Origin of the sequence: Xanthobacter aminoxidans (assembly GCF_043193615.1) — a bacterium.
Lineage (GTDB): Bacteria > Pseudomonadota > Alphaproteobacteria > Rhizobiales > Xanthobacteraceae > Xanthobacter > Xanthobacter aminoxidans.
Map to the genome: position 1 here is coordinate 79,874 of NZ_JBAFUS010000005.1, position 24,999 is coordinate 104,872.

Sequence of the window (24,999 nt, forward strand, 5' to 3'; positions counted from 1 at the left end):
CATGCGAACCGGCAGGGCACTTCAGGCGTGCGGGCGGCGCACGTCGGTGCGGGAGAAGTCATCCCCCTTGAAGAGGAGCGGCACGTCATGCGCCTTGGCCACGGCATAGGCCATCGGGCTGCTCAAGTTCAAGCCCGCCGGCACATGGCGAAACGGAATGGAGACGGGAGCCCGGCCTAAGGCCGCCACCCATCTCGCGGTGCCGCCTCTTCCTTCTCGACGCCGCGCGCCTCCTCCACGACCTCGAGAAGCGCCCTCAGCGCCTCCGGCACGCCCTGGCCCGAGGTGGCGGAGAGGAGCAAAGGCTTCTTCTTCGCCGCGCGCTGGAGGCGCTCCTTCTGCTGCTTGAGCAGTTCGGGCGAGAGGGCATCCACCTTGGAGAGAGCGACGATCTCCGGCTTCTCGTCGAGACCGTGGCCATAGGCGGCAAGCTCGGCGCGGACGGTCTTGTAGGCCTTGCCGGCATGCTCGGAGGTGCCGTCCACCAGATGCAGCAGCGCGCGGCAGCGCTCCACATGGCCAAGGAAGCGGTCGCCGATGCCGATGCCCTCGTGGGCGCCCTCGATCAGGCCGGGAATGTCGGCCAGCACGAACTCGCGCCCGTCCACCCGCACGACGCCGAGGCCGGGATGCAGTGTGGTGAAGGGATAATCGGCGATCTTGGGCTTCGCTGCCGTGGTCGCCGCGAGGAAAGTGGACTTGCCGGCATTGGGCAGGCCGACGAGACCGGCGTCGGCAATCAGCTTCAGCCGCAGCCAGATCCACCGCTCCTGACCTTCGAGGCCGGGATTGGCGCGGCGGGGAGCCTGGTTGGTGGAGGTCTTGAACTGGGCGTTGCCGAAGCCGCCATTGCCGCCTTCGAGGAGCTTGATGCGCTGCCCCACCTCGGTCATGTCGGCGAGGATGGTCTCCTCGTCCTCGTCGAGGATCTGGGTACCGGCCGGCACCTTCAGCACCACGTCGGCACCCTTGGCGCCGGTGCATCTGGCGCCCCTGCCGTGGTCGCCCTTCTTGGCCTTGAAATGCTGCTGGTAGCGGTAATCGATCAGCGTGTTGAGACCGTCGACGCACTCGATCCACACGTCACCGCCGCGTCCGCCGTCGCCGCCATCGGGACCGCCGAACTCGATGAACTTCTCGCGCCGGAACGAGACGCACCCTGCCCCGCCGTCTCCGGAGCGCACATAGACCTTGGCCTGATCGAGGAATTTCATGGGTTCGAGGTAGAGGCCGACGGCCCACAAAGCAAGGCCGCCGACGCACGAGGAGGCACGAAACCCGCCATCAGGGCCGCAGATGCAGCCCCGATGCGGCCGGGCCATCCGCCCTTCCCTGCCTCAGCGCGTGCCCCACTGCTGGTTGGAACGGTCTTCACCGCCGCTCTTGCACGGCCAGGCAACCACGCCCGTTCCGGCCCCGCCGAAACGCGGCACATCAAGGCACATATTGTTCTGGCCGATGATTTCGCCGTTCGCGCCGACCCGCCACTGCTGATTGGCGCCGCCGTTGCACGAATAGATGATGACCCGATCCCCGGCGCGCGCCGCACCGCCCGAAATGTCGACACAACGCCTGCCGGCCCGGATCGTCCCGTCACCCATGAAGGTGAAGGACTGATTGTCGCCGCCGTTGCACGGAAAGACGATAATCGACGTGCCATTGGGCTGGTCAAGGCCGCCCTTGACGTCGAGGCAGAGGTTGCTCGCATGGCCCGGCCGCAGTTCGCCCGCACTTGCCCCGCCCACCAGCACACAGCAGAAGGCGGCCGCCGTCATCAGAATTCGCATCATTTTCCCCCCGGAATGAGGTTCCACCCTACCATTACAGCCAAGCTTCGCAACCCCTCCGAGCTTTCAAAGAAAATGGGTTGGGCTCCTCCGATCCCCTGTCAGAGCCACCCCGCCCTTTGACCTTTCCCGCGCGCCGGACCAAAAGACGAACATGAGCCCGCGCACCGTCGACGTCCTGCTCCCCCTCGGCCTCGACGCCGCCTATTCCTACCTCCTGCCCGAGGGGATGGAGGTAGCGCCCGGCGACCTCGTTCATGTCCCGCTGGGCACCAAGAGCGTCATCGGCGTGGTCTGGCCGCGCGCGCAGGCCGTGGGTGGGAAGGCGGTGGAGGCCAGCAAGCTCAAGGCGGTCAAGGCGAAGCTGGACTATGTTCCGCTGCCGCCTGACCTCATCGGGCTCATCGACTGGATGGCCGACTACACGCTGGCGCCGCGCGGCATGGTGCTGCGCATGGCCCTGCGGCACGGCGAAAGCCCCGGTGCGGCGCGCGAACGGGTCGGCGTACGGCTCACCGGCACGGCGCCGGCGCGCATGACAGCCGCCCGTGCGCGGCTTCTGGATACGCTCGCGGATGGCTTCGTGCGCGGGAAGACCGAAGCGGCGCGGGAGGCCGGCGTCTCGCCCTCCGTGGTGGACGGGCTGGTAGATGACGGCACGCTGGAAGCCGTGGTGCTGCCGCCTGAGCCCGCCGCCTACCCGCCCGATCCCGACCACGCGGTGCCCGAACTGTCGCAACCGCAGGCTGAGGCGGCGGCGGCCATGGTCGCGGCGGTGAAGGCCAAGACGTTCGCCGTCCACCTGCTCGACGGCGTGACCGGCTCCGGCAAGACGGAGACCTATTTCGAAGCGGTGGCTGAGGCGATCCGCGCCGGACGGCAGGCGCTGATCCTGCTGCCGGAAATCGCCCTCACCCAGGCCTTTCTCGATCGCTTCACCGAGCGCTTCGGCGTGAAGCCGGCGGAATGGCACTCGGGCGTCTCCACCCGGCGCCGCGCCAAGGTGCTGAACGAGGTCGCTTCGGGACAGGTGAAGGTGGTGGCGGGGGCACGCTCCGCTTTGTTCCTGCCCTTCCGCGACCTCGGCCTCATCATCGTCGATGAAGAGCACGACCCCGCCTACAAGCAGGAGGACGGCGTCTGCTACCACGCGCGCGACATGGCGGTGGTGCGGGCGCGCCTCGCCTCCGCGCCCATCGTGCTGGCCTCGGCGACGCCCTCCATCGAGACCGAGGTGAATGCCCGGCGCGGGCGCTATCGGCGACTCGCCCTCCCCGTGCGCTTCGGCGGCGCCAAGGTGCCGGGCCTCTCCCCCATCGATCTGCGCAAGGAAGGCCCGCCGCGCGGCCGCTGGATCGCGCCGCGGCTGGAAGCCGAGATCAACACGACGCTGGAGGCGGGCGAACAGGCGCTGCTCTTCCTCAACCGCCGGGGGTATGCGCCGCTCACGTTGTGCCGCTCCTGCGGCCACCGGATGCGCTGCCCCTCCTGCACCGCCTGGCTGGTGGAGCACCGCTTCCGCCGCCGCCTCACCTGCCACCATTGCGGCTATCAGGCGCCGGTGCCGGAGAAATGCCCCGCCTGCGGCGCGCCGGACAGCCTCGTTCCGGTCGGGCCCGGCGTGGAGCGGCTGCAGGAGGAGGTGCAGACCCTCTTCCCCAATGCCCGCGCCCTCGTCCTCTCCTCGGACCTGCTCGGCGGGGTGGAGCGGATGCGCGCCGAACTCGATGCCGTGGCGAAGGGCGACGTGGATGTGGTGGTGGGCACCCAGCTCGTCGCCAAGGGCCACAATTTCCCCGGCCTCGCGCTGGTCGGCGTGGTGGATGCGGACGTGGGCCTCGGCCATGGCGACCCGCGCGCCGCCGAGCGGACGTTCCAGCTGGTGCACCAGGTGGCCGGGCGTGCCGGGCGCGGCAAGGCGGAGGGGCGCGGCTTCATCCAGACCCACATGCCCGAGCATCCGGTGATGCGCGCGCTCGTGACCGGCGATCGCGACGCCTTTTACGACGTGGAGATCGCCGCCCGCGAGGAGGCGCACCTGCCCCCCTTCGGCCGCATGGCGGCGCTCATCGTCTCCGCCAGCGAGGCCCATGTGGCCGAAGGCCATGCCCGGCGCCTCGCCGCCTCCGCGCCCATCCTGCCCGACGTGCGCATCCTCGGCCCGGCGGAGGCGCCGCTCGCCCTGCTACGCGGCCGCCACCGCTGGCGCCTGCTGGTGCGATCGCCGCGCAACTTCGACCTGCCGGCCTATCTCAGGGAATGGCGGGCCGTGGCACCGAAGATCAGGGGCAACATCAAGGTGGCCATCGACGTGGACCCCCAGAGCTTCCTGTGAGCAACGCCATCGACCGCCCCGCCGCCCGGATCCTCGTGCTCGATGGGGAGGACCGGCTGCTGCTGTTCCGCTTCGCCTATGCCGAAGGCGCGCTGGCCGGAAACGTCTTCTGGGCACCGCCCGGCGGCGGGCTGGAGCCGGGCGAGACCTATGAGGCCGCCACCTGCCGCGAGCTTCTGGAAGAAACCGGCCTCCGCATTGCCCATCCCGGCCCGGCCGTCGCCCAGCGCGAGGTCTCGTTCACGATGCCGGACGGGCAGCGGGTGCGCTCGCGGGAGTTCTATTTCCTCGTGCGCGCACCGGGCCTCATGGTCTCGTCGGCCGGCTGGTCGGACGATGAGCGCAAGACGCTCGTGCATCACGCCTGGTGGACGCGGGATGCGCTGGCCTCTCTCGCGGAGCAGGTGTGGCCGGAGGATATTTTCGTGATGCTCGCAGAGGCCGGCGTCTGGCCCTGATGGTGCGTCGATGCCGGCGCCACTGTCCCGCTTGCTCGCCGCGCGCCGTTGGGCACAATCCGCCGCCATGCTCGCTCTCGCCGAATCAGCGGACCTCTCCCTCGCGCGGATCGACCTCCGCGGTGCGGAGCTTGAGCTTGACCCGTCCGGTGCCCTGCTCTGGCCGGACGAGCGGCTGATGGTGGTGGCGGACCTGCACCTGGAGAAGGGTTCCGCCTTCGCCCGGCGCGGCCAGATGCTGCCGCCCTACGACACCCTGGACACGTTGAAGCGCCTCTCGGCCGTGGTCGCCCTGCACCAGCCGCGCATGGTGATCGCGCTGGGCGACAGCCTGCACGACCGCTGGGCCGGCGAGCGCATGACCGACCCGCTCCGCGACGAGATCCGCCGCATCCAGACCGGCCGCACCTTCATCTGGATCGCCGGCAACCACGATCCCCTGCCCCACGACCTCGGCGGCGAGGGTACGGCCATGCTGGCCCTTGGCCCGCTGCTCTTCCGCCACGAACCGCAAGAGGGGCCGGCGCCGGGCGAGGTGTGCGGTCATCTCCACCCCGCGGCGCGGGTGGTGACGCGTGGACGGGGCGTGCGGCGGCGCTGCTTCGTCACCGATGGCAGCCGGATGATCCTGCCGGCGTTCGGCGCCTATGCCGGCGGCCTGAGCGTCGCCGATCCCGCCATCGCGCGGCTGTTCCCGGCGCGGCGCTTTACCGCCCACCTGCTGGGGGCGGGGCGCACCTATGGGATGCCCGCGTCCGCCTGTATCTGAATTAAGGACGCTCAGCGCCGGCGGCGGATGCGGACATAGAGCGCGCCCTCCCCGCCATGGCGGCGTCCGGCGGACTCAAACCCCACCACCACCGCCCGCAGGTCCGGCTCGGCAAGCCACAGCGGCACCGCCCGCTTGAGCACGCCCCGGCCCTCGCCGAAGGCCGGCCCCGAACTCATCAGGCGCTCGGGATCGCCCTTGCCGGTGATGACCAGCACCAGCGCATGGCCGCTCGCCTGTGCCTCCATGAGGAACAGGCGCAGGCGGCGATGGGCGGCCGCCTGGGTGAGGCCGTGCAGGTCGAGGCGCGCATCCACCTCAGCCCCGCGGGTGAGGCGGCGGCGGGTCTTCGGCTCCAGCGCAGCCAGAGGCGGGGGCGGCGGGGACGTGGGGGCGACGACCTTGGGCGGGGTTCCGGCCTTGGCTTTCGCTTTCGCCTTCGACTCGGGCGTCGGCGCGACGACGGGGGGCGGCTCGGGGGCGGGGACCAGAGGCGGCGCGACAACGGGCTTCTCAGGCCGCAGGCGCTTCACCGAGCGCACCACATGGTCCCACAGCGCGCGCTCTTCCGCGTCAAGTATCCGGCGCCGGCCCCGGCGGCTCATGGCGTGCCTCCGGAGTCCACCTTGGCGAAGCGCGGCACCAGCATGGTGAACTTGCCCGAATGCCGGATGCGGCCCGCTACCGCGCCCGCTGCATCGCCCGCACCGAAGAACACGTCCGCCCGCGCCGGCCCGACGATGGCCGACCCCGTGTCCTGCGCGATCATCAGCCGACGGAACGGCTCGGCCGTGCCGGGAGCGGAGAGCGGCAGGTCGGCCTCCACGAAGATGGGCGTGCCGTAGGTGTGGAGCTTGCGATCCACCGCCAGCGAGCGCCCCGCCGTGAGCGAAACGCCCTGCGCGCCCATGGCACCCGCATCGGCACCAAGCGTCAGGGCCTTGAAGAAGGTGAAGGTCGGGTTCTCCCGCCGCAAGGCGCGGCCCGCCGCGGGATCAGCCTCCATGAAGGCGCGGATGCGCGCCATGGACATCTCTTCCCGCGGCACCAGCCCCCGCTGGACCAGGAGACGCCCAACCGCCACATAGGGCTGGCCGTTGAAGCCGTCATAACCCAGCCGAAGAATCCGGCCATCCGGGAGGCGCACGCGGGCGGAGCCCTGGATCTGCATGAAGAACAGATCAACGGGATCCTTGAGCCAGACAATCTCCAGCCCGCGTCCCGCCAAGGCGCCATCCTCGATGGCGGCGCGATCGTGATACGGCACGAGGGCGTCGCCCTCCCGCCGGAAGGCGGAGCCGGAATTGGGCGTGGCACCGGGCCCGGTCATGACGAGATCACCGGGACGTCCATAGACTGGAACATCGAAGCCGTTGCCGGGCTGGAGCGCGCCCTCCACCTCCGGCTCGTAATAGCCGGTATAGTAGCCCCCTGAACCGCCGTCCGGGATCACCCGCCACGCGCGGAAATTGGCCTCGAAGAACAGGCGGGCGAGAAGGGGCGACGGTGCGTCCGGACCAAGCCGCGCGGCCGCGGCGCAGGCGTGGCGCAGTCCCTGCCGGAGCGTTGGCGCGGAGGCCGGCCCCACATCTTTCGGCGGCGACTTCAAAGCCGCACAGCTGACGCGGAAGGTGGCGAAAGCCGCGGCGTGGTCGTCGGCGATCCAGCCGTCGAGGTCCGTGAAGGCGACGGGCTCGAGCCGCGCGCCGGCCACGACGGGAACGATGGGCTGGAGCGACATGGCCGGTGCTGGGATGGGTCGGGAGGCCGGGGCGGCGACGCAGGATGAGGTGGCCGCGAAGAGCGCCACCACCATCCCGGTGAGGCTCGCGCATCGTGCGGCAACGCCAGGAGCGAAGCGCCGCACGCCGGCTGTGACGGCGCGCGCCTGTGCCATGGGCTACTGGGCGGCTTCCGTCGCCACCAGCTTCCAGTTGGGGTCCCGCGTGCCGAGATCGCGGGCGAAGGTCCACACGTCGGTCACATCGGCCACCGTGTCCGGGCTGCCATCCACCACCGAGCCGTCCGGGCCGCGGGTGACGGAAATGAGCTTCGACACAAACCGAACGGTCAGCTGCGCATTGGTCCCGCGCACGGTGACGTCTTGCAGGTCCGCCGATTCGATGGAGACGAAGCGCGATTCCATCGTCTCCTTGCGGCTCTCGCGGTCGGCAATGGCGGAGACGAAGCCGTCATAGACGTCCTTGGCGAGCAGATCCTTGAGCTGGCGACGGTCCCCCGTGGCGAAGGCGGTGACGATCATCTCGTAGGCTGCGCGGGCGCCGGTCAGGAAGTGCTTGGCGTCGAAGTCCGGCTCGATACGGGCGATCTCGTCGAGTGCGGTGGCGGTGGCAGATCCTTCCGCCGCAACACCCTCCCAGCGGAAGGCCGGCGCCTCGACCTCGGCCGGGCCTGCGGCGCCGGGCGGCGGTCCGTTGCGCTCGGGCAGCGTCACCACCTTGCCCTCGGGGGCCGGCTGCGGCGGACGTGCGGTATCGCGAGAATAGGGATCATAAGGCGGGCGCTCACGCCCCGTCCTCTGCCCCAGAACGCTGCGCAGCCGGACGAAGATGAAGACCGCAAGGGCCAGGAAGATGATCGTGTAGATGTCCAGCACTGCGCTTCGCCATGCCTCTCGGGCGCGCCGATCTTCGGCCCGCCGGGTTGCCTCGACCGGTTGCGCGCGCCCCGCCGCGTGCGCTTCCTGCCCATCAGCTTATGTACGTCGAAGCTGACGTATCGCCAGCCCCTGCGCCTCAGAAGCTCACATTTTCCAAGGAAGCTTAAGCCACCGGGGCCGCATGCGCCACCTCCCGCCGGCAGATCGCGGAGGCTGTCATCACCTTGACCTCAGGGAGGCACTGACCTACGGTCATTCAAAACGATTAGATTTCGGCCAAAGAAGCCGAATGTCTGGGAGAGAGACACCATGCGCCGGTTTCTGATGGCGGGGCTCGCCCTCGCCGTATCGTCTATTGCCGCCCTTGCACCGAACGCCGCGACGGCGGCCTACCCCGACCGCCCCATCACGCTCATCGTGCCGTGGAACGCCGGCGGCGGAACCGATGCGGTCGCGCGCATCGTCGCCTCTCTTCTTGAGAAGGATCTGGGGCAGCCCATCGCGGTGGTGAATCGCACCGGCGGGCAGGGCGTGGTGGGTCATCAGGCCATCGCCGATGCGGCCCCGGACGGCTACACCATCGGCATCATCACCGTCGAGATCGGGATGATGCACTGGCAGGGCCTGACCCAACTTACCGGCGCCTCCTACACCCCCCTCGCCCTCATGAACGAGGACCCCGCCGGCGTGCAGGTGCGTACGGACGCCTCCTACAAGACGCTCGACGACCTGATCGCCGACATCAAGGCCAACCCCGGCAAGTTCAAGGCCTCCGGCACCGGTCAGGGCGGCATCTGGCACCTCGCCCTTGCCGGCATGCTCTCGTCCCTGAAGCTCGATCCGAAGAGCGTGCCGTGGGTGCCCTCCAACGGCGCGGCGCCCGGACTGCAGGACCTCGTGGCGGGCGGCGTGCAGGTCGTCACCTGCTCCATCCCCGAGGCGCGCTCGCTCATCGACGCCAAGCGCGTGAAGAGCCTCGCCATCATGGCGAGCGAACGCTCCAAGCTGATGCCCGATATTCCCACCCTGAAGGAAGCCACCGGCAGCAGCTGGACCATCGGCGCATGGCGCGGCTTCGCCGCCCCCAAGGGCCTCGACAAGGCGGCCTCGGACAAGCTCCAGGCGGCCCTCAAGAAGGTCTACGACAGCAAGGAATATCAGGAGTTCCTCACCAATCGCGGGTTCGGCGGGCGCTATGCGGACGGCCCCGGCTTCGCCGAGTTCATGGCCAAGGCGGATGCCTCCCTCGGCGCCGTCATGAAGGAAGTCGGCCTCGCCAAATAGCGACGGCTCCTGAACGCGGCGGCCCGGACCGCCGCTTCCTCCCTGCGACGCCGGAGCCGCATCATGCGCTTCAGTGACCTGATCCTCGGCCTGCTGCTGCTCGCGGGGGCCGCCGTCTTGTTCTCGGCCGCATCCGGGCTGCCACCCATTCCGGGGCAGGCCTACGGCGCGGATGTCTTCCCCGTTCTGACGGCCGCAGGCCTTGCCGCCTGCGGCTTCATCCTGACGGTGGGCTCGGTTCGCGCCGGCCCCTTCCCGCTCGCGCAGACCACATGGGTGCGCACGCCCGGCGCCAGCTTCAGGGCGGCGGCGACGATCGCGCTTGTCCTCGCCTATATCGTGCTGACGCCGCTCATCGGCTTCGTCGCCACGGCGACCGTGGTCCTGACCGGCCTTTTCCTGGTGGTGCGGGTGCCGGTGGCGCAGGCGATCGGAATTGCACTGGCGACGGCCCTCTTCACCTACCTCTCCTTCAACATGTTCCTGCGCGTCCCGCTACCGCGCGGCCTCGTGGAAGGCTTCCTGCCATGAACGCCGTGCTCGCCGGCCTCGACCTCGTCCTGCGCTGGGACGTGATGCTCACCATCCTCGTCGCGTCGGCCTTCGGCCTCGTGGTCGGCGCCATACCGGGCCTGACGGCGACGATGGCCATCGCCCTCCTCGTCCCGATCACCTTCTTCATGGACCCCATCCCCGCCGTGGGCGCCATGATCTCCTGCTCGGCCATGGCGATCTTCGCCGGCGACATCCCGGCAACGCTGATGCGCATGCCCGGCACGCCGGCCTCGGCCGCCTATTCCGACGAGTGCTACGCCATGACCCGCAAGGGTGAGGCGGAAGTGGCGCTCGGTGCCAACGTGCTGTTCTCGGCGCTGGGCGGCCTGTTCGGCACGGCCATCCTCATCGTCTCCGCGCCGCTGCTCGCGGAGATCGCGCTGGGCTTCTCGTCGTTCGAATATTTCTGGCTGGCGCTGATGGGGCTGGCCTGCGCCATCTTCATCGGCTCGGGCTCGCCGGTGAAGGGGCTGGTGTCGCTGTTCCTCGGGCTGTTCGTGTCGCAGATCGGCATCGACAATCCGGCCGGGGTACCGCGCTTCACCTTCGGCAATTCCAACCTGCTCGGCGGGGTGGACTTCATCCCGGCCATGATCGGCCTGTTCGCCATGTCGGAAGTGATCCGCACCATGGCGGCCGGCGCGCCCGACTGGTCGGTGCGTCAGACCTCCCTCGGCAATCCGCTGAAAGGCTGGGGCCACCTCATAGTGAAATACTGGCCGCAGCAGATCCGCGGCAACATCACGGGCACCGCCATCGGCATCCTGCCGGGAGCCGGCGCGGACATCGCCGCCTGGGTGTCCTACGCCATGAGCCGGAAGTTCTCGAAGACACCGGAAAAGTTCGGCACCGGCCATGTGGAAGGCATCATCGAGAGCACATCCGCCAACAATGCGGCCCTGGCCGGCGCCTGGGTGCCGGCGCTGGTGTTCGGCATTCCGGGAGACAGCATCACCGCCATCGTCATCGGAGTGCTCTATCTCAAGGGCCTCAATCCGGGTCCGACGCTGTTCCTGAACAACCCGGAATCCATCTACGCGGTCTTCATCATCTTCATCATCGCCAACCTCGCGATGATCCCGCTCGGCCTCGCCGCGCTGAAGGCGGGAACCGCCCTGCTGCGTTTCCCCCGGCGCATTCTCATCCCGCTCATCCTGCTGTTCTGCATCGTCGGTGCCTATGCGGTGAACAACTCGGCCTATGGCGTGGTGCTGATGCTGGTGTTCGGCGTGCTCGGCTTCCTCATGGAGGAGCACGACATCCCCATTGCCCCGTGCGTGCTGGGCATCGTGCTCGGCAAGATGCTGGAGGAGAGCTTCGTCACCTCCATGATCAAGGCGGACGGAAACCTCCTCGCCTTCTTCGAGCGACCCATCGCGGGCGGGCTCGGCGTGCTGACGCTGCTGATCTTCTGCCTGCCCATCTGGGGGGCGCTAAAGCGACGGCGCGCGTCCGTGGCCTGAGGCATCGGGGAACCGCATCGGCTCCGCCGGGCTTGAGGTCCTGCCGGCAAAGGCGAAGCCGGCACGCTTGCGTCGCGGCCACGCTTGGCGCAGTAGAAGCTCTCCATCATCGGACTCTCCAATGGCTCCCACAGTCCTGCTTGCGGATATCGGCGGTACAACCACCCGGGTCGCCCGGGCCGGTGCCGACGGCATCCCGTTCGATGTCCGGCTCGAAGCCAACGATTCCTATGCCTCGCTCGAGGATCTGCTGGGCACCTACCTCGCGTCCGTGAGCGGGGAGGCCCCGAGCTGCGGGGCACTGGCGGTCGCCGGCCCCATCGACGGCGACGACGTGCGGCTGACCAACCGCAACTGGCGCTTCTCGACCGAGAAGCTCGCGGCCGATCTCTCCTTTCGCCGGCTCTCGGTGCTCAACGATTTCGAGGCGTTCGCCCACGGGCTGCCGCTGCTCACCCGCGACGATTTGCTGGAGGTGGGCACCGGCCGTGCGGTCGCCGGCGCGCCCATGCTGCTGTCCGGCCCCGGAACCGGGCTCGGCACCGCCCTCATCCTGCCGCGCGAGGCCGGCTACGAGGTGCTGGCCAGCGAGGCCGGGCACATGCGTCTCGGCGCGGTGACGACCGACGAAGCCCGCATCGTCGCCCATCTGGTGCGCGACCTCGGCCCGGTGTCGGTGGAGCACGTGCTCTCCGGTCCCGGACTTGTGCGCCTGCACCGCATCCTCTCCGGCGAGAGCCTGTCCTCCCACGCCATCATCAAGGCGGCGCTGGACGGCCAGCGGCAGGAAAAGGAAAGCTGCCACATCTTCCTGCGCCTGCTCGGCCGGGTGCTGGGCGACCTCGCGCTCGCCGTGGATGCCAAGGGCGGCGTCTATGTGGGCGGCGGCGTGGGTCGGGCCATGGCGCATCTTTTCGCCGAGAGCCCGTTCCGCACCGCGTTCGAGGAGCACCCGCCCTATCACGACCGCCTCGCGCAGATCCCCATCCATGTGGTGATGCACGCGACCCCCGGCCTCGTGGGCATCGGCGAGATCGGCCGCCGCCTGCTGGTGGAGTGCTGACCCAACCGCTCAGGCTGCGGCGCGGGCCTCCCGGCCGCAGAAGGCGGCGATTAGGCCGGCAAGCTCCCGCGAGGCGGAACACGCGTCGCTCGCAGCCCGTAGCGCGAGTTCCGTCGGCGGGATCGCCGGCCAAAGGTCCGATGTGCGCAATTCCCGGAGCTTCGGGTTGAGCGCGAGATCGCTCAGGACCGTCACCCCCAGCCCGCCCGCAAGCGCCGCCTCGATGCCGATCAGGCTCGGGCATTCATAGGCCACGCGCCAGGAACGACCGGCCTTTTCCAGGGCGTGGACGGCCCGGTTGCGGTAGAGGCAGCCCTGCCGGAAGGCCGCGAGGCTCACCACCGCCTCGTCCGGCTCGAAGCCCGCCCCGCAGACCCATACCAGCCGCTCCGGCCAGGCCTCCACCGCGGGGCCGGCCCCCGGCTCGCGCTTCAGCAGCACCACGTCTAGCTCGCCGCGGGCGAAGCCGGCATCGAGATCGCAGCTCAGCCCGCACTCCACCGCGAGACGCACCGCGGGCCGGCTGCGTGCGAACTCGGCCACCACGGAGGTCAGGGCGGCCAGGGCGAAATCGTCCGGAATGCCGAGCCGCACCACCCGCGCCGGCGCCACACCCGACAGGGCCGCGCGCGCCTCCGCACCAAGCGCGAGGATCCGCCGGGCATAGCCGAGCAGGCGCTCGCCTTCGGCCGTCAGGCTGACGCCACGGGCGTCGCGGTTCAAAAGCTGGTGGCCGAGCTGATCCTCCAGCCGCCGCACCTGCTGGCTCACGGTGGATTGGGTGCGATGGACGCGCTCTCCCGCACGGGTGAAGCCGCCTGCATCCACCACGCTGACGAACGCCTTGAGAAGATCCATGTCCAACATGGCAGCACCTGACATTTGAATTTCCACTAGCCAACATCAAATCATTCAATTTTTCAATGTTGCCTCGGCGTGCTTCTCTGCGGTTCAGGAGATGTCATGACCGCCACGCCCCTTCCCCTCGTCGCCTCGCGCCGGACAGACGCGCTGCTGCCCGTCTTCATCGCAGCGTTCTGCATCATCTGGAGCTCGGCCTTTGCGGTCGCCAAGGTGGCGCTGGCGGATTGTCCGCCCTTGCTGCTCCTCTCCGGGCGCTTCCTTGCGGCCGGGCTGCTTGTGCTCGTCGGCTGCGTGCTGTTCCTGCCCGCCTCCCATTTCCGCCGCCTGAACATGCGCGATATCGCGGCGCTCGCGGCGATGGGCATCCTCAACAACGCGGTCTATCTGGGCCTGAGCTACGTGGGCATGACCCATGTGTCGGCGGGCTTCACGGCCGTCCTCGTCTCCGCCAACCCGCTGCTGACGGCGCTCGGCGCGGCGGTGCTGTTGGGGGAGCGGCTGACGGGCCGCAAACTGCTCGGGCTCGTTCTGGGCATGATCGGCGTGGCCATCGTGGTGCGCTCGCGCATCGTCTCGGGGCATGAGGATCCGCTCGGCACCGCCTATGTGGTCGGGGCCCTGATGGCACTCACCGCCGCGACGCTCATGTTCAAGAAGGTGCGCACCTCTGCCTCCCTGTTCGTCGGCAGCGGCATCCAGTCTTTGGCGGGCGGGATCGCGCTGCTGCCGGTGGCGCTGTGGCGGGAGGACGTGGCGTCCATCCATCCCACGCTCTCGCTCGGCCTCTCCTTCGCCTGGCTCACGCTGGCGGGCTCGGTCGGAGCGTTCAGCCTGTGGTTCTTCATCCTCGGCCGCACCAGCGCCACCCGCGCGAGCGCCCTGCACTTCCTGATGCCGCCGCTCGGGCTGATGTTCGGATGGCTGCTGCTGGGCGAACCGGTGCCGCCGCTCGACCTCGTCGGCATCGTGCCGATCGCCCTCGGCATCCGCCTCGTGACGACAACGCCATCGGCTCAGAAACGGTAATAGACGGCGAGTACCAGGCCGTTCTCCTGCGGCGCGTTGCGGGCGAAAACGGTGCTGACCACGGACAACTGCACGGTGACGGCCGCCGAGAGATCGTAGGCCGCCCCGAACTGCAACTTGTAATACTCATAGGAGTCGCCGAAGTACGGCCCCGTGCCCGCCCCCTCCGAGATCACGTTGAACGACTGGGCAAGCAGCTGCCAGCGCTCCGCGACGCGCCAGCCCAGCGTGACATCGAGATGCAGTTCGTCCGGCGGCGGACCGAAGCGCATGCGCTGGGCCAGCTGGACATCGAGGAAGGCAGCCTTTCCGAACATGGTGAAAGACAAGCCGTAGAGCAGACGGAGATCGAGCTCTGGGTCCTCATAGCCCACCGCTGCGGCGCTCTCAGAATTGCCCGTGCCCGGAAAGCGTCCGACGACCTGCGCCGAGACCACGCTCGCCTCGTCCCGCCACAAGCGCATGCGCGCGCCCACGTCCTGATAGCCCGGCCCGGTATAGGACGAGGGCGACGGCTCGCCGAACGAGACATAGAGGAATTGCGGCGCCGCGATCAGCGTCAGCCAGTCGGTCGCGCCATACTCGAAGACGAGGGTGACCTCCACCTTGTCGTAGGGACGGCTGGCATAGAGATCGTAGGACGGGCCGAACTCGGTCGCGGAATAGGCCGCCGAGCTTTGCAGGATCACCTGCCCGTGCCCCTCCTCCTGCGTCCAGGCGCCAGCAAGCGCCGGCGCGGGAACGGCGAGGAGGATCGAGGCGATGAGCACGGGGCCGAACCCGGACCAATCGCAAACCGATTTGCCGAAGTGGATTTTTCCGCACGCCAGTCCGCCGGCGGCAAGACATGCCCGCCCGGCCGTGATCCGGTGCTTGAGATAATCCCCCATCCGCATGCCCTGACCCCATGCGGGTTGAAACTATACCTTAACGCCGCGTAAGGGCACGCCTGACGTAAAGTGACCTTGCGTAAATTTCATCCAGCCTTGTCTTGCCGCCCCAACGCGAACCCACCATATTGACGGCGAACGTACAGGCGCGGCCTCGGCCGGTCTTGGACGTTTGAGATTTCTTCAAGGGGAACGACGATGTCCGATTATGATCGCAACGTCGCCGGGCGTTTCAACCCGTCGGTGGCACGCTCGCAGGCCGCGATCGACCAGGGGCTGCGCACGTACATGCTCAGCGTGTACAACTATATGGCGCTCGGCCTCGCCATCACGGGTGCTGCTGCGCTCGGCATCTACATGCTGTCGGTGACCACCGATCCCGCGTCCGCCGCGGGCCGGATCGCGGGCGGCATCATGCTGACGCAGTTCGGCTACGCGCTGTTCGTGAGCCCGCTGAAGTGGGTGGTGATGCTGGCCCCCCTCGCGGCGGTCTTCTTCCTGAGCTTCCGCATCGAGCGCATGAGCGTATCGGCCGCCCAGCTGACCTTCTGGGTCTATGCGGCGCTGGTGGGCATCTCGCTCTCGACGATCTTCCTCGTGTACACCCACGAGAGCGTCGTGCGGGTGTTCTTCATCACCGCCGCCTCGTTCGGTGCGCTGAGCCTCTACGGCTACACCACGAAGCGTGACCTGTCCGGCATGGGTTCCTTCCTGATGATGGGCCTGTTCGGCATCATCATCGCCTCGCTGGTGAACATCTTCCTCGGCTCCACGATGCTTCAGTTCATCGTGTCCGTGGTCGGCGTGCTGGTTTTCGCGGGCCTCACCGCCTACGACACGCAGCGCATCAAGGAAATGTACTTCGCTGGCGACGATGTCGCCGTCGCGGGGAAGAAGGCCATCATGGGCGCGCTCGCGCTCTACCTGGACTTCATCAACATGTTCATGATGCTGTTGCAGCTTTTCGGCAACCGCAACAACTGACGCGACGCCCCCTCGGGGGCTCGCCCGAAACAGGAAGGCCCCGGCATTGCCGGGGCCTTTTTCTTGAGCGCGGAGATCGGACGACGGGTCAGCCGCGGCCGATGAAGGGCATCTTGGTGGCCATCACCGTCATGAACTGCACGTTGGCGTCCAGCGGCAGGCTCGCCATGTAGACCACCGCGCTCGCCACATGGGCGACATCCATCACCGGCTCCACCTTGATGGAAAGGTCCGCCTGGGGCACGCCCGCCTTCATCTTCTGCGCCATGGGCGTGTCGGCATTGCCGATGTCGATCTGGCCACAGGCGATGTCGTAGGCGCGCCCGTCCAGCGACGTGGACTTGGTGAGCCCGGTGATGGCGTGCTTCGTGGAGGTGTAGGGCGCCGAGAACGGCCGGGGTGCCGTCGCCGAGATGGAACCGTTGTTGATGATCCGCCCGCCGCGCGGCTCCTGCGCCTTCATCACCCGGAACGCCTCCTGGGTACACAGGAAGGGGCCGGTGAGGTTCGTGGAAACCACCTGCTGCCACTGGGCAAAGGTGAGATCCTCCAGCGGGATCGCCGGGGCGCCGGTGCCAGCGTTGTTGAACAGAAGGTCGAGGCGCCCGAACGTCTCGACAGTCGCCGCGAACAGGGCGCGCACGGCATCCGGATCGGTCACATCGGTCGGGACGGCGAGGCTCGGCGCATCGCCGAGAGCCGCCACGGTCTCTTCCAGAGCATCCAGCCTGCGTCCGGCGAGGGCCACCGCATAGCCCGCTTCGGCCAACCCCACGGCCACCGCCCGACCGACACCCGAGCCGGCTCCGGTCACGATGGCGACCTTTCGTCCTGCCTTGCTCATTTGCTTCCTCCCGCCTTTTTGCCGGGCGGTTCTAAATCGTTTCGAAGCTCGTCGACAAGGCAGATCGGATGGTAGGCGCCAATCTCAGTCCGGCGCGCGGGCGGCGAGGGCCTCGAAATCGATGTAGTGGCCCGCGCGGTCGCGCTTGGAGGCGAGATAGCGGACATTTTCCGCCGTCGGGCGGCCGAGCACCCGCTGGTCGGCAACCACCTCCAGCCCGGCCGCGTTCAGCGCCTCGATCTTCTGCGGGTTGTTGGTGAACACCCGAACCGCGGACACGCCGAGCTGGCGGAGCATGGCGGCGGCGAAATCGAACCGGCGCTGATCGAGGTCGAAGCCGAGCGCAGCGTCCGCATCGTAGGTGTCAAAGCCCTGTGCCTGCAGGGCATAGGCGCGCATCTTGTTGGAGATGCCGTTCCCGCGGCCCTCCTGGTCCAGATAGAGCAGGATGCCGCCCTCGCCTTGCGCCATCCGTCGCACCGTGTCGCGCAGCTGATCTCCGCAATCGCACTTCAGCGAGCCGAAGAGATCGCCGGTCAGGCACGCGGAATGCAGCCGCACCGCCACCGCCCGCGACAGGTCCGGACGGCCGACGATGATCGCCACCTGGTCGCGCAGTCCATCGCCACCGCGAAAGACGACGAACTCGGTTTCCGGAGCACCTTCGAGCGGCACCGGCGCGCGCCCGACAATGGTGAGCCGCGCAACCTCTGCGGCCCGGAAGGCCATGATGTCGTGCGCCTCCACCGTCACCAGCCCGGCAGCCATCCCCTCCGGTACCGAGCAGACCACCGCCGCCGGCAAAACCAAAGCGAGCGCGAGCAGTTCCAGGGCCGCGACTTGGGCCGGCGTCGCCGGGGCGACCGGCGCGTCGAGCCGCGTCTCGGGCTTGAGCGCCAGACTCGTCACTCGGGCGATATCGAGATGCGGAAGGGCAACCGCGCCCGCCTGGGCACGAGGCGATCCCAACCGATTCAACCGCGGGGCCGCCAGCACGAGGCTGGCATCGCCGGCGCCAGCGCCCTCGAGCACTCCGGCCATCGTCGCGTCAAACGCCTCCGCCGCCACGACCACCAAACGGACGTCACCCGCCGCGATCACAACGGCGCGAGCGGACCGGACCTCGGCAATGGCGCGCTCCACGGAAAGCCGCCCCGCGTCCGGCGCAAACCCAAGACCTTCAACGATGGACGCCATTTTGACCTCTCACAGCGGGAAACGCGACCAGCCGACGGCGCGAACGATCTGTCGTATCGGCAGGAGCGTAACAAACGGCATGATGACGCGTTCCTGATCGAACTGTCTGCTTACGCCGGGCGAGGACCGATGGATGACACGACCCTGCGGCTCCGGTCGCACAAGCGAGTGAGTGGATATCCGGTGCAGGACCAGGAAGCGGCGGCAAATCCGCGCCCGCACGTCATCGCCCAGCTCGGCCAATCGCTGGACGGGCGCATCGCCACCACATCGGGCGAGTCGAAATACATCAACGGTCCCCATGCCCTCGACCACCTGCACGCGTTGCGGGCCTCCGTTGACGCTGTGGTGGTGGGGGTGGGAACGGTCTGCGCGGACGATCCGCTGCTGACGGTGCGCCGCATCGCCGGTGTGAGTCCGGCGCGGGTGGTGATCGATCCGTCGGGCCGTGTCGATCCAAATGCGCGCTGTTTCGCCGAGGATGGCGTGCGCCGGCTCGTGGTTCGGCGGCGGAGTGTCGTTGCCCCTCCGCTGCCGGACGGCGTCGAAGTAGTGCCCATGGACGACGCTCCCGCCTTCGATCCGTCCGCAGTCCTTCAGTCCCTTGTGCAACACGGATTCAGGCGCATCCTCGTGGAGGGAGGTCCCACCACCCTCTCAGCCTTCCTCGAAGCCGACCTCGTGGACCAGCTTCACGTTTTCGTGTCCCCGGTCATCCTGGGAGCCGGCCGCATCGGCTTGTCCCGCAAGGCATGCGACACTCTGGCTCACGCGCTGCGCCCGAAGGCGCAGGTGCATGTATTCGCCGATGGCGACGTCCTGTTCCGGTGCGATCTGCGGGAGAGCGCCCGCGGTGCCGGTTCGCGGGACGCGCCTTCGCCAGTGGAGGCCAATCCCCCCGATGAACAGCACGTCTCATCCCGAGCCCTACGCGCCGCCGGCTAGGCGTATCCACTGGATCATGGCGGTCCTGGTGATCCTCGTGATCCCGCTGGGATTTGCCATGATGAACATGGATTCCGGCCCCACGCAGGACCGGCTGTTCGATCTCCACCGCTCCATCGGCTTCACCATCCTCTGCCTCGCGGTGATCCGCGTGCTGATTCGCATCCTCAATCCGCCTCCTGCCCCGCCCGAGGGCATGCCGAAGGCACTCTGGATCGTCGCCAATACGGTGCATTACGCGCTCTATGTGCTGATCTTCGTCATGCCCGTGCTCGGGTGGCTGGCCTCCAACGCCTTCGGCAGCGCGGTGAGCATCTTCGGGCTGTTCACGCTGCCCAACATCATTGCCAAGAACGACGCCCTCGCCGATCTCTTCGGCGACTGGCACGCGCGGCTCGGCTTCGTCATGACCGCGCTGGTGATCATGCACGCGGGGGCGGGCCTTTGGCATGGCGTCATCCTGCGCGACGGCGTGCTCTCGCGCATGTGGCCGGGCCTGTCGCGCTGATCGAGGAGCTGAGGCGCCGCGTTCCGTTAACGATTGGCGATCCCAAAAAACCGTTCGGTTTCCGGCCGCTGTTTCCGTTGACATGCCGGCGAAGCACTCCTACCTCTTTAGATAGCCGGCCGGTTTGCAATGCATGAGACGGTCCCTCGCGGGACCGTTCATAGGGGATCAAATCGCATGGCCCTACGCGTGTCCGGAAAGAATCTCGACGTCGGCGAAGCTCTTCGCCAGCGTTTGACCGAGCGGGTCTCGGAAGTCCTCGAAAAATACTTCGACGGTGGATGGTCAGGGCACGTGACCGTCACCAGGGACGGCTCCGGCTACCGCTCCGAATGCATGCTTCATCTTGATTCGGGCGTGAACCTTCAGGCGCACGGTAATGCGCAGGACCCGAATGCCTGCGCCGACGTGGCGGTCGAGAAGATCGAGAAGCGCCTCCGCCGCTACAAGCAGCGCCTCAAGGATCGTCACGGACATGGCAACGGCAATGGTGTCGATCATGCCGCCCAGAGCTACATCCTCAGCGCTGCGCCCGAAACCGAGACCGAGGAAGAACTCGTCGGCTGGAGCCCGACCGTGGTGGCGGAGCAGGTGACGCGCCTGCGCACGCTCTCGGTGGCGGATGCCGTCGTGGAGCTCGACATCACCGGTGCTCCCGTCGTCGTCTTCCGCCACGCCGGCCATGGCCGGGTCAGCGTCGTCTACCGCCGGCCCGACGGCCACGTGGGGTGGATCGACCCGGGCTCCGAGGAATTGCACTAGAACCACGCGCGGGGGGCCTGCTCGCAGGCTCCCCGATGCGCGCCGAAGATCTTGGAAGTCGAGCCCGGGCGGGAACGGTGCCCTCTCGGGTCATGGCAATGCCGGGGGGCAGATGCTGAAAGCCGTGCCGGAGCCTTGCCAAGCGGGCGGGCCGGGACGCTTCGGAACAGCGCCGACCCGCACCAACGAATCTCTGCGCATACCGCCCCGGCTTGAGCCGGAGGCTGGTTAACGCTAGATGGAGGCCGCATGAAGACCTCCGGGAGGGACAACCCTCCCGCGTTTTGAATGGGGACGGAGCAATGCATCGGCGCTTTGGGGGCGCCGCCGCCTTTGATCCGTTCCTTGCGTCCGCCGCTTTACCGAGCCTCGGCCGCTCGCCCCAGGGACCTGATCGATGCCGCTCGCCGACCTCCTTGCCCCGGACGCAGTGTTTCCGATGCTGCGGGCGAGCAGCAAGAAACAGGCCCTGCAGGAACTCTCCCACCATGCGGCCCTGCTGATGGGCCGCGACCAGCGGGACATCTTCGATACGCTGCTGCAGCGCGAGCGCCTGGGCTCGACCGGCGTCGGCAACGGCATCGCCATTCCGCACGGCAAGCTCCCGGGTCTCACCAAGCTGTTCGGCCTGTTCGCGCGGCTGGAGAAGCCCATCGATTTCGAATCGCTGGACGGCGCGCCGGTGGACCTCGTGTTCCTGCTTCTGGCCCCTGAAGCCGCCGGCGCGGATCACCTCAAGGCGTTGGCACGGGTTGCCCGAATGCTGCGAGACCCCGATGTTGTGGAAAAGCTCCGGGCCACGCGCGATGCTGGCGCGATGCACGCACTGCTGACCGCCACCTCGGCCTCAAACGCCGCCTGAGCACGGGCGGCAACAAAAAAGCCGGGTCGTTGCCGACCCGGCGGGAAAATTAGAACCTTTGCCCGTTGGCCGGTCCTCCGCCGTCAGTGCACGCTGACGGTCACCAGCTCGTGCTGCATGGCATTGGCCAGCGCGGCCTCGCGGCTGTCTGTCAGCATGATGGGCGTGCCATCGGCTGCGTGCAGCGTGAACAAAGTCATGCCGGGCGCGATCTCCGGCGCCTGCGGGAACAGGGACGGCACGTCCTCCGACTTGATGCTACGCACGTAGGCGATTTCGCCGCCGCCCAGGACAGCCAGAGCCTCCGGGGTGATGTCCGCCAGGACTTCGTGTTCGGTATCGTGGGTCATCAATCTACTCCTCTACTCCTGGCAAATCCGGCACCTCTCCCCTTCAGGAGCGGGAGACGATGTCGATTCGCTTGGCGTGGCGGGCCGGCTCGGGGCGAACCAGATCCACGGACAGGAGGCCGTGCTTCAATTCGGCACCCAGCACATTCATGCCTTCAGCGAGCACGAAGGTGCGCTGGAACTGCCGGGCGGCGATCCCCCGGTGCAGGAAAGTCCGGCCCTGTCCATCCTCGACCTGACGGCCCCGAATGGTCAGCTCCTTTTCCTCCAGCACGACCTCAAGCTGCTCCGCCGTGAAGCCCGCCACCGCCAGGGTGATCCTGAGGCGCAGCGGCTCACCGGCGGCTTCGATCCTCTCCACATTGTAGGGAGGATACCCGTCCGCGCTCTTGGCCACCCGGTCGAGCGCCCGCTCGACCTCGTCGAACCCCAGAAGAAAGGGGGACGACAGGGAAGACATCCGCGACATCAGCCAAAGTCCTCGTCAAGCGACTTTGCATTGCCGGGCATGCACCTATCCGGCCATGCCCGCCGGGACCCTCTCGGCATCCCGACAAGGGTGCATATGGGGGGCACCCCATCCCCCCGCAAGGCTCGATGCCGCGGGCGGACTCAGGCGGCGCGGCGCGGGCCCACGGTCTGGCGCGGGGCGAAGCTGTCGGCGTCGGCCGCATGCCACTCGGCGGCATAGGGTGTCTCGTCCGGCGCATCCAGAAGGGAACCCGCCTCAAGGAAGGTGTAGATGCGGTCGAGCGCCTTGACCTCGATGGGGCTCACCCGGTGCCAGACGTGATGGGGCAAGAGGTCGCCGGGATGCTCCAGCCCCGCCGCCGCGATCAGTTCCGCCAGCGCGTGCACCGTATGCCGGTGGAAGCTCGCCACCCGCTCCGCCTTCTCGTCCACGACGAGGCCGCGTTGCAGGTGAGGATCGTTGGTGGTGACGCCCGTCGGGCAGGTGCCGGTATGGCAGCGCATGGACATGACGCAGCCGAGCGAGAACATGAAGGCGCGGGCCGCGTTGCACCAGTCGGCACCGATGGCCATGTTCGCCGCCATGGAGAAGCCGGATGTGACCTTGCCTGAGGCGGCGAGGCGCACATTCTGCCGGAGCCCGGTGCCCACCAGTGCGTTGCGCATCAGAATGAGCCCTTCGCGCAGCGGCATGCCCAGATGGTCCGCGAGCTCGTGCGGCGCGGCGCCGGTGCCGCCCTCCGCCCCGTCCACCACGACGAAATCGGGCTGGATGCCCGTCTTCACCATGGCCTTGGCGAGGGCGAACACCTCGCTGGGATGGCCGACGCAGAGCTTGATGCCCACCGGCTTGCCGCCGGACAGCTCCCGCAATTGCGCGACGAATTCCATCATCTGCGCCGGCGTCGAAAAGGCGGAATGACGCGACGGCGAGATGCAGTCCTCGCCCAGCGGGATTCCCCGGATCTCGGCGATCTCCGGCGTCACCTTGGCGGCCGGCAGCACGCCGCCGTGACCCGGCTTGGCGCCTTGGGAGAGCTTGATCTCCACCATCTTCACCTGGGGGTCGGTCGCGCGCTCGGCGAAGCGCTCGGGCGAGAAGGTGCCATCGCGGTTGCGGGCGCCGAAATAGCCGGAGCCCAGCTCCCACACGATGTCGCCGCCGTGGATGCGGTGATAGGGCGACAGTCCGCCCTCGCCCGTGTCGTGATAGCAGCCGGCGGTCTTCGCCCCGAGGTTCAGCGCCTCGATGGCGTTGCGTCCCAGCGAGCCGAAGCTCATGGCGGAGACATTGAGAACTGAAGCGGAATAAGGCTTTGCGCAGGCGCTGCCGCCCACCGTCACCCGGAACGGCTCGTGCGCCACCGGCGCGGGGGCGAGGGAGTGGGTCATCCACTCATACTCGGCCGCATAGGTGTCGAGCTCGGTGCCGAAGGGCTGGCGGTCTTCCTCGTTCTTGGCCCGGGCGTAGATGATGGACCGATCCTCGCGGTTGTAGGGCCGCTCGGACTGGTCGTCCTCCATCAGATACTGCCGGAGATAAGGGCGCATCGCCTCGAAGATCCAGCGCACCGAGCCGATCACCGGGTAGTTGCGCAGGAGCGAGTGCTCGGACTGTGTGACGTCGAAAATCCCAACCAGAACAAGGGGAAAGAGCACGCAGAAGACGATCAGCCACGCCTGGTGGGAAGTGAAGGAGAGCAGGAGGCTGACGAGCGCGATCACCGTCACGGCGATGAACACGCTCCATCGCCGCAGCAACCCGCGGGCGCTGGAGGACATGAACAGGCCATCCGCACCGCCTTCGGGCTGGGGGGCGGACTTGTATTCGGGCTGGGGGGCGACGGGCATGGGCAGTCTCCTTCGCCGCCAAGCTAGTCGATTTGGCGCCGGAGGGGAGCACCGGCGCGATAAAAAAGACGCGTCGAATCAAAGGCATGAATGTGCGGTGCGGCATTGGCGGTCCACCGTCCGCCGCACCGCACGCGTCTCAGGCCGGGGCGTCGGCGTGGCTGGCGAAGCTGTCGGCGAGGGCGCGCAGGCGCACGATCTGGTCAGGCAGCTCGCGCCAGTAGCGGCGGTTCAGCTCCAGATTGACGATGGTGCCGGCCGGGAAGGCGCAGCGGCGGGCGACGAGGTCCCAGTCGATGCCGCCCCAGCCCAGCGGCAGATGCAGATCGCCTTCGCCGAGGCCGGCCCGCTCGGCATCGTCGATGGCCCAGCTTTCCTGAGGCCTGCCAAAGCTTTCGTGGACATGGACGTGGCGGGCATAGGGGGCCAGAGCGGCGATTTCGGCGGCGAAATCCACCCGGGCGTCGGTGGACCGCAGGAGGGCGTGGCTCACGTCCAGGGTGGCGCGGACGTGGGGATGATCGATGGCGTCCAGCTCTCCTGCGAGGCGCGAGGGCAGCGCCGTCTCGCGCATGGTCTCGTAGCGGAAGATGTTTTCCACGCAAAGGGTTACGCCCGCCACGCCGGCCTTGTCGCCGGCCTTGAGCAAGGCGTTGCGCTGCCGCTCATAGGCCATCGCCACATCATCGTCCCCCCGGACGCAGCCGGAGTGGAGGACGAGGTGGGGGGCGGAAAGTGCGCCGGCTATGGCGATCATGGCGTCCAGGAAGGCCTCGTGACGGGGGAGGCGCTCCTTCGGGGACATGAGATTGATGGCGAGCGGCCCGTGCACGGTGTAGCCGAAGGGGCGGTCGCGGGTGGCGGCGACGAGACGATCGAGGCGGTCCTGCAGCACCCGGCCGTCCACCACCAGCGTCCAGGCGAAGACGGGAAGCTCAACGAAATCAACGCCCTGGCGCTCGGCCTCATCGAGGGCGGCGGGCAGGTCGTCGAAGTCCGGCGACGTGGTTCGGATGGAATATCCGATGCCCCGGATGGCGGGAAAAGGCGTGCGCGCGTCCATGGGCGATGCTCCCTCGGGGATTTTTCGCCTCAGGCTAGCGAAGAGAAA

The 24,999-nt window shown here is 68.2% G+C and carries 27 protein-coding genes; 13 read left to right on the plus strand and 14 right to left on the minus strand.

Annotated elements, in window-relative coordinates; all coding sequences use genetic code 11:
- Positions 1-21 precede the first annotated feature (21 nt).
- The 3 genes from V5F74_RS20885 to V5F74_RS20895 form a co-directional block, all read right to left on the minus strand.
- Positions 22-114, minus strand: coding sequence for a type II toxin-antitoxin system VapC family toxin (locus V5F74_RS20885; protein WP_374252851.1), 93 nt, complete (start codon positions 112-114; stop codon positions 22-24).
- A gap of 62 nt (positions 115-176) precedes the next feature.
- Entirely contained in the window at positions 177-1,214 is a 1,038-nt protein-coding gene (gene obgE / locus V5F74_RS20890; protein WP_024276730.1) for a GTPase ObgE, read from the minus strand.
- Positions 1,215-1,337: 123 nt separating this feature from the next.
- Positions 1,338-1,790 (minus strand): RICIN domain-containing protein, encoded by a 453-nt coding sequence (locus V5F74_RS20895; RefSeq protein WP_394009896.1) that lies wholly within the window; start codon positions 1,788-1,790, stop codon positions 1,338-1,340.
- Between the two features lie 151 nt (positions 1,791-1,941).
- Between V5F74_RS20895 and V5F74_RS20900 the strand changes: the two genes are divergently transcribed.
- The 3 genes from V5F74_RS20900 (at position 1,942) to pdeM (ending at position 5,349) form a co-directional block, all read left to right on the plus strand.
- Entirely contained in the window at positions 1,942-4,122 is a 2,181-nt protein-coding gene (locus V5F74_RS20900) for a primosomal protein N' (RefSeq protein ID WP_394009897.1), read from the plus strand.
- Positions 4,119-4,580: an NUDIX hydrolase gene (locus V5F74_RS20905; RefSeq protein ID WP_394009898.1), complete on the plus strand. Its 462-nt coding sequence runs from the start codon at positions 4,119-4,121 to the stop codon at positions 4,578-4,580. Before V5F74_RS20900 ends, V5F74_RS20905 begins: the two co-directional genes overlap by 4 nt.
- A gap of 67 nt (positions 4,581-4,647) precedes the next feature.
- Positions 4,648-5,349, plus strand: coding sequence for a ligase-associated DNA damage response endonuclease PdeM (gene pdeM / locus V5F74_RS20910; protein WP_394009899.1), 702 nt, complete (start codon positions 4,648-4,650; stop codon positions 5,347-5,349).
- An 11-nt stretch (positions 5,350-5,360) separates the two neighbouring features.
- On the opposite strand, the gene V5F74_RS20915 is transcribed toward pdeM, so the two are convergent.
- The 3 genes from V5F74_RS20915 to V5F74_RS20925 are packed head-to-tail and all read right to left on the minus strand — an operon-like array spanning position 5,361 to position 7,963.
- Positions 5,361-5,954, minus strand: coding sequence for a Smr/MutS family protein (locus V5F74_RS20915; protein WP_374252859.1), 594 nt, complete (start codon positions 5,952-5,954; stop codon positions 5,361-5,363).
- The gene (gene mltA, locus V5F74_RS20920; RefSeq protein WP_374252861.1) at positions 5,951-7,246 is read right to left on the minus strand and encodes a murein transglycosylase A; all 1,296 of its coding nucleotides are present in this window, start codon (positions 7,244-7,246) and stop codon (positions 5,951-5,953) included. The genes V5F74_RS20915 and mltA overlap by 4 nt, the downstream gene beginning before the upstream one ends.
- A gap of 3 nt (positions 7,247-7,249) precedes the next feature.
- Positions 7,250-7,963, minus strand: coding sequence for a Tim44/TimA family putative adaptor protein (locus V5F74_RS20925; protein ID WP_197024095.1), 714 nt, complete (start codon positions 7,961-7,963; stop codon positions 7,250-7,252).
- 315 nt (positions 7,964-8,278) lie between these two features.
- Here V5F74_RS20925 and V5F74_RS20930 point away from each other — a divergent pair, with 315 nt between their 5' ends.
- The 4 genes from V5F74_RS20930 (at position 8,279) to V5F74_RS20945 (ending at position 12,334) form a co-directional block, all read left to right on the plus strand.
- Positions 8,279-9,253, plus strand: a complete 975-nt coding sequence (locus V5F74_RS20930) for a tripartite tricarboxylate transporter substrate binding protein (protein WP_029556160.1) — start codon at positions 8,279-8,281, stop codon at positions 9,251-9,253.
- A 63-nt stretch (positions 9,254-9,316) separates the two neighbouring features.
- Positions 9,317-9,784: a tripartite tricarboxylate transporter TctB family protein gene (locus V5F74_RS20935; RefSeq protein WP_029556161.1), complete on the plus strand. Its 468-nt coding sequence runs from the start codon at positions 9,317-9,319 to the stop codon at positions 9,782-9,784.
- Positions 9,781-11,271: a tripartite tricarboxylate transporter permease gene (locus V5F74_RS20940; protein ID WP_029556162.1), complete on the plus strand. Its 1,491-nt coding sequence runs from the start codon at positions 9,781-9,783 to the stop codon at positions 11,269-11,271. Before V5F74_RS20935 ends, V5F74_RS20940 begins: the two co-directional genes overlap by 4 nt.
- Before the next feature lie 121 nt (positions 11,272-11,392).
- Positions 11,393-12,334, plus strand: a complete 942-nt coding sequence (locus V5F74_RS20945) for a glucokinase (protein ID WP_024276719.1) — start codon at positions 11,393-11,395, stop codon at positions 12,332-12,334.
- Between the two features lie 9 nt (positions 12,335-12,343).
- On the opposite strand, the gene V5F74_RS20950 is transcribed toward V5F74_RS20945, so the two are convergent.
- Positions 12,344-13,201 carry a LysR family transcriptional regulator gene (locus V5F74_RS20950; RefSeq protein WP_029556164.1) on the minus strand — a complete coding sequence of 286 codons (858 nt, stop codon included), beginning with the start codon at positions 13,199-13,201 and terminating at the stop codon, positions 12,344-12,346.
- Between the two features lie 96 nt (positions 13,202-13,297).
- Here V5F74_RS20950 and V5F74_RS20955 point away from each other — a divergent pair, with 96 nt between their 5' ends.
- The gene (locus V5F74_RS20955; protein WP_051678876.1) at positions 13,298-14,224 is read left to right on the plus strand and encodes a DMT family transporter; all 927 of its coding nucleotides are present in this window, start codon (positions 13,298-13,300) and stop codon (positions 14,222-14,224) included.
- On the opposite strand, the gene V5F74_RS20960 is transcribed toward V5F74_RS20955, so the two are convergent.
- Positions 14,212-14,994 carry a hypothetical protein gene (locus tag V5F74_RS20960; RefSeq protein ID WP_029556165.1) on the minus strand — a complete coding sequence of 261 codons (783 nt, stop codon included), beginning with the start codon at positions 14,992-14,994 and terminating at the stop codon, positions 14,212-14,214. The two genes, V5F74_RS20955 and V5F74_RS20960, sit on opposite strands and share 13 nt — an antisense overlap.
- 318 nt (positions 14,995-15,312) lie before the next feature.
- Here V5F74_RS20960 and V5F74_RS20965 point away from each other — a divergent pair, with 318 nt between their 5' ends.
- The gene (locus V5F74_RS20965) at positions 15,313-16,098 is read left to right on the plus strand and encodes a Bax inhibitor-1/YccA family protein (RefSeq protein ID WP_029556166.1); all 786 of its coding nucleotides are present in this window, start codon (positions 15,313-15,315) and stop codon (positions 16,096-16,098) included.
- An 88-nt stretch (positions 16,099-16,186) separates the two neighbouring features.
- Here V5F74_RS20965 and V5F74_RS20970 read toward each other — a convergent pair whose 3' ends face one another.
- Together V5F74_RS20970 and ribA are read right to left on the minus strand one after the other, a co-directional pair.
- The gene (locus tag V5F74_RS20970; protein WP_029556167.1) at positions 16,187-16,942 is read right to left on the minus strand and encodes an SDR family oxidoreductase; all 756 of its coding nucleotides are present in this window, start codon (positions 16,940-16,942) and stop codon (positions 16,187-16,189) included.
- 84 nt (positions 16,943-17,026) lie between these two features.
- Entirely contained in the window at positions 17,027-18,139 is a 1,113-nt protein-coding gene (gene ribA, locus V5F74_RS20975; RefSeq protein WP_394009900.1) for a GTP cyclohydrolase II RibA, read from the minus strand.
- 129 nt (positions 18,140-18,268) lie between these two features.
- Between ribA and V5F74_RS20980 the strand changes: the two genes are divergently transcribed.
- The 4 genes from V5F74_RS20980 (at position 18,269) to ptsN (ending at position 21,216) form a co-directional block, all read left to right on the plus strand.
- Positions 18,269-19,084 (plus strand): RibD family protein, encoded by an 816-nt coding sequence (locus V5F74_RS20980; RefSeq protein ID WP_394009901.1) that lies wholly within the window; start codon positions 18,269-18,271, stop codon positions 19,082-19,084.
- Positions 19,041-19,592, plus strand: coding sequence for a cytochrome b (locus V5F74_RS20985; RefSeq protein WP_029556170.1), 552 nt, complete (start codon positions 19,041-19,043; stop codon positions 19,590-19,592). Before V5F74_RS20980 ends, V5F74_RS20985 begins: the two co-directional genes overlap by 44 nt.
- A gap of 177 nt (positions 19,593-19,769) precedes the next feature.
- Positions 19,770-20,354, plus strand: a complete 585-nt coding sequence (gene hpf, locus V5F74_RS20990) for a ribosome hibernation-promoting factor, HPF/YfiA family (RefSeq protein ID WP_250165387.1) — start codon at positions 19,770-19,772, stop codon at positions 20,352-20,354.
- Positions 20,355-20,751: 397 nt separating this feature from the next.
- The gene (ptsN, locus tag V5F74_RS20995) at positions 20,752-21,216 is read left to right on the plus strand and encodes a PTS IIA-like nitrogen regulatory protein PtsN (RefSeq protein ID WP_029556172.1); all 465 of its coding nucleotides are present in this window, start codon (positions 20,752-20,754) and stop codon (positions 21,214-21,216) included.
- Positions 21,217-21,299: 83 nt separating this feature from the next.
- Here ptsN and V5F74_RS21000 read toward each other — a convergent pair whose 3' ends face one another.
- From V5F74_RS21000 to V5F74_RS21015, 4 genes are all read right to left on the minus strand, one after another.
- Positions 21,300-21,566 (minus strand): BQ00720 family protein, encoded by a 267-nt coding sequence (locus V5F74_RS21000; protein WP_024276708.1) that lies wholly within the window; start codon positions 21,564-21,566, stop codon positions 21,300-21,302.
- Positions 21,567-21,609: 43 nt separating this feature from the next.
- The gene (locus V5F74_RS21005; RefSeq protein WP_024276707.1) at positions 21,610-22,035 is read right to left on the minus strand and encodes an Hsp20 family protein; all 426 of its coding nucleotides are present in this window, start codon (positions 22,033-22,035) and stop codon (positions 21,610-21,612) included.
- 143 nt (positions 22,036-22,178) lie between these two features.
- Complete coding sequence (locus V5F74_RS21010) at positions 22,179-23,888, minus strand: FMN-binding glutamate synthase family protein (protein ID WP_394009902.1); 1,710 nt, start codon at positions 23,886-23,888, stop codon at positions 22,179-22,181.
- 139 nt (positions 23,889-24,027) lie between these two features.
- Complete coding sequence (locus tag V5F74_RS21015) at positions 24,028-24,951, minus strand: sugar phosphate isomerase/epimerase family protein (RefSeq protein WP_394009903.1); 924 nt, start codon at positions 24,949-24,951, stop codon at positions 24,028-24,030.
- Between the last annotated feature and the right edge of the window lie 48 nt (positions 24,952-24,999).

Bases quoted from the DNA above. Each gene is read 5' to 3' on its own strand.
- V5F74_RS20885 (WP_374252851.1), bottom strand. From the start codon at position 114: ATGGCCTATGCCGTGGCCAAGGCGCATGACGTGCCGCTCCTCTTCAAG.
- obgE (WP_024276730.1), bottom strand. From the start codon at position 1,214: ATGAAATTCCTCGATCAGGCCAAGGTCTATGTGCGCTCCGGAGACGGC.
- V5F74_RS20895 (WP_394009896.1), bottom strand. From the start codon at position 1,790: ATGATGCGAATTCTGATGACGGCGGCCGCCTTCTGCTGTGTGCTGGTG.
- V5F74_RS20900 (WP_394009897.1), top strand. From the start codon at position 1,942: ATGAGCCCGCGCACCGTCGACGTCCTGCTCCCCCTCGGCCTCGACGCC.
- pdeM (WP_394009899.1), top strand. From the start codon at position 4,648: ATGCTCGCTCTCGCCGAATCAGCGGACCTCTCCCTCGCGCGGATCGAC.
- V5F74_RS20915 (WP_374252859.1), bottom strand. From the start codon at position 5,954: ATGAGCCGCCGGGGCCGGCGCCGGATACTTGACGCGGAAGAGCGCGCG.
- mltA (WP_374252861.1), bottom strand. From the start codon at position 7,246: ATGGCACAGGCGCGCGCCGTCACAGCCGGCGTGCGGCGCTTCGCTCCT.
- V5F74_RS20930 (WP_029556160.1), top strand. From the start codon at position 8,279: ATGCGCCGGTTTCTGATGGCGGGGCTCGCCCTCGCCGTATCGTCTATT.
- V5F74_RS20935 (WP_029556161.1), top strand. From the start codon at position 9,317: ATGCGCTTCAGTGACCTGATCCTCGGCCTGCTGCTGCTCGCGGGGGCC.
- V5F74_RS20940 (WP_029556162.1), top strand. From the start codon at position 9,781: ATGAACGCCGTGCTCGCCGGCCTCGACCTCGTCCTGCGCTGGGACGTG.
- V5F74_RS20945 (WP_024276719.1), top strand. From the start codon at position 11,393: ATGGCTCCCACAGTCCTGCTTGCGGATATCGGCGGTACAACCACCCGG.
- V5F74_RS20950 (WP_029556164.1), bottom strand. From the start codon at position 13,201: ATGTTGGACATGGATCTTCTCAAGGCGTTCGTCAGCGTGGTGGATGCA.
- V5F74_RS20955 (WP_051678876.1), top strand. From the start codon at position 13,298: ATGACCGCCACGCCCCTTCCCCTCGTCGCCTCGCGCCGGACAGACGCG.
- V5F74_RS20965 (WP_029556166.1), top strand. From the start codon at position 15,313: ATGTCCGATTATGATCGCAACGTCGCCGGGCGTTTCAACCCGTCGGTG.
- V5F74_RS20970 (WP_029556167.1), bottom strand. From the start codon at position 16,942: ATGAGCAAGGCAGGACGAAAGGTCGCCATCGTGACCGGAGCCGGCTCG.
- ribA (WP_394009900.1), bottom strand. From the start codon at position 18,139: ATGGCGTCCATCGTTGAAGGTCTTGGGTTTGCGCCGGACGCGGGGCGG.
- V5F74_RS20980 (WP_394009901.1), top strand. From the start codon at position 18,269: ATGGATGACACGACCCTGCGGCTCCGGTCGCACAAGCGAGTGAGTGGA.
- V5F74_RS20985 (WP_029556170.1), top strand. From the start codon at position 19,041: ATGAACAGCACGTCTCATCCCGAGCCCTACGCGCCGCCGGCTAGGCGT.
- hpf (WP_250165387.1), top strand. From the start codon at position 19,770: ATGGCCCTACGCGTGTCCGGAAAGAATCTCGACGTCGGCGAAGCTCTT.
- ptsN (WP_029556172.1), top strand. From the start codon at position 20,752: ATGCCGCTCGCCGACCTCCTTGCCCCGGACGCAGTGTTTCCGATGCTG.
- V5F74_RS21000 (WP_024276708.1), bottom strand. From the start codon at position 21,566: ATGACCCACGATACCGAACACGAAGTCCTGGCGGACATCACCCCGGAG.
- V5F74_RS21005 (WP_024276707.1), bottom strand. From the start codon at position 22,035: ATGTCGCGGATGTCTTCCCTGTCGTCCCCCTTTCTTCTGGGGTTCGAC.
- V5F74_RS21010 (WP_394009902.1), bottom strand. From the start codon at position 23,888: ATGCCCGTCGCCCCCCAGCCCGAATACAAGTCCGCCCCCCAGCCCGAA.
- V5F74_RS21015 (WP_394009903.1), bottom strand. From the start codon at position 24,951: ATGGACGCGCGCACGCCTTTTCCCGCCATCCGGGGCATCGGATATTCC.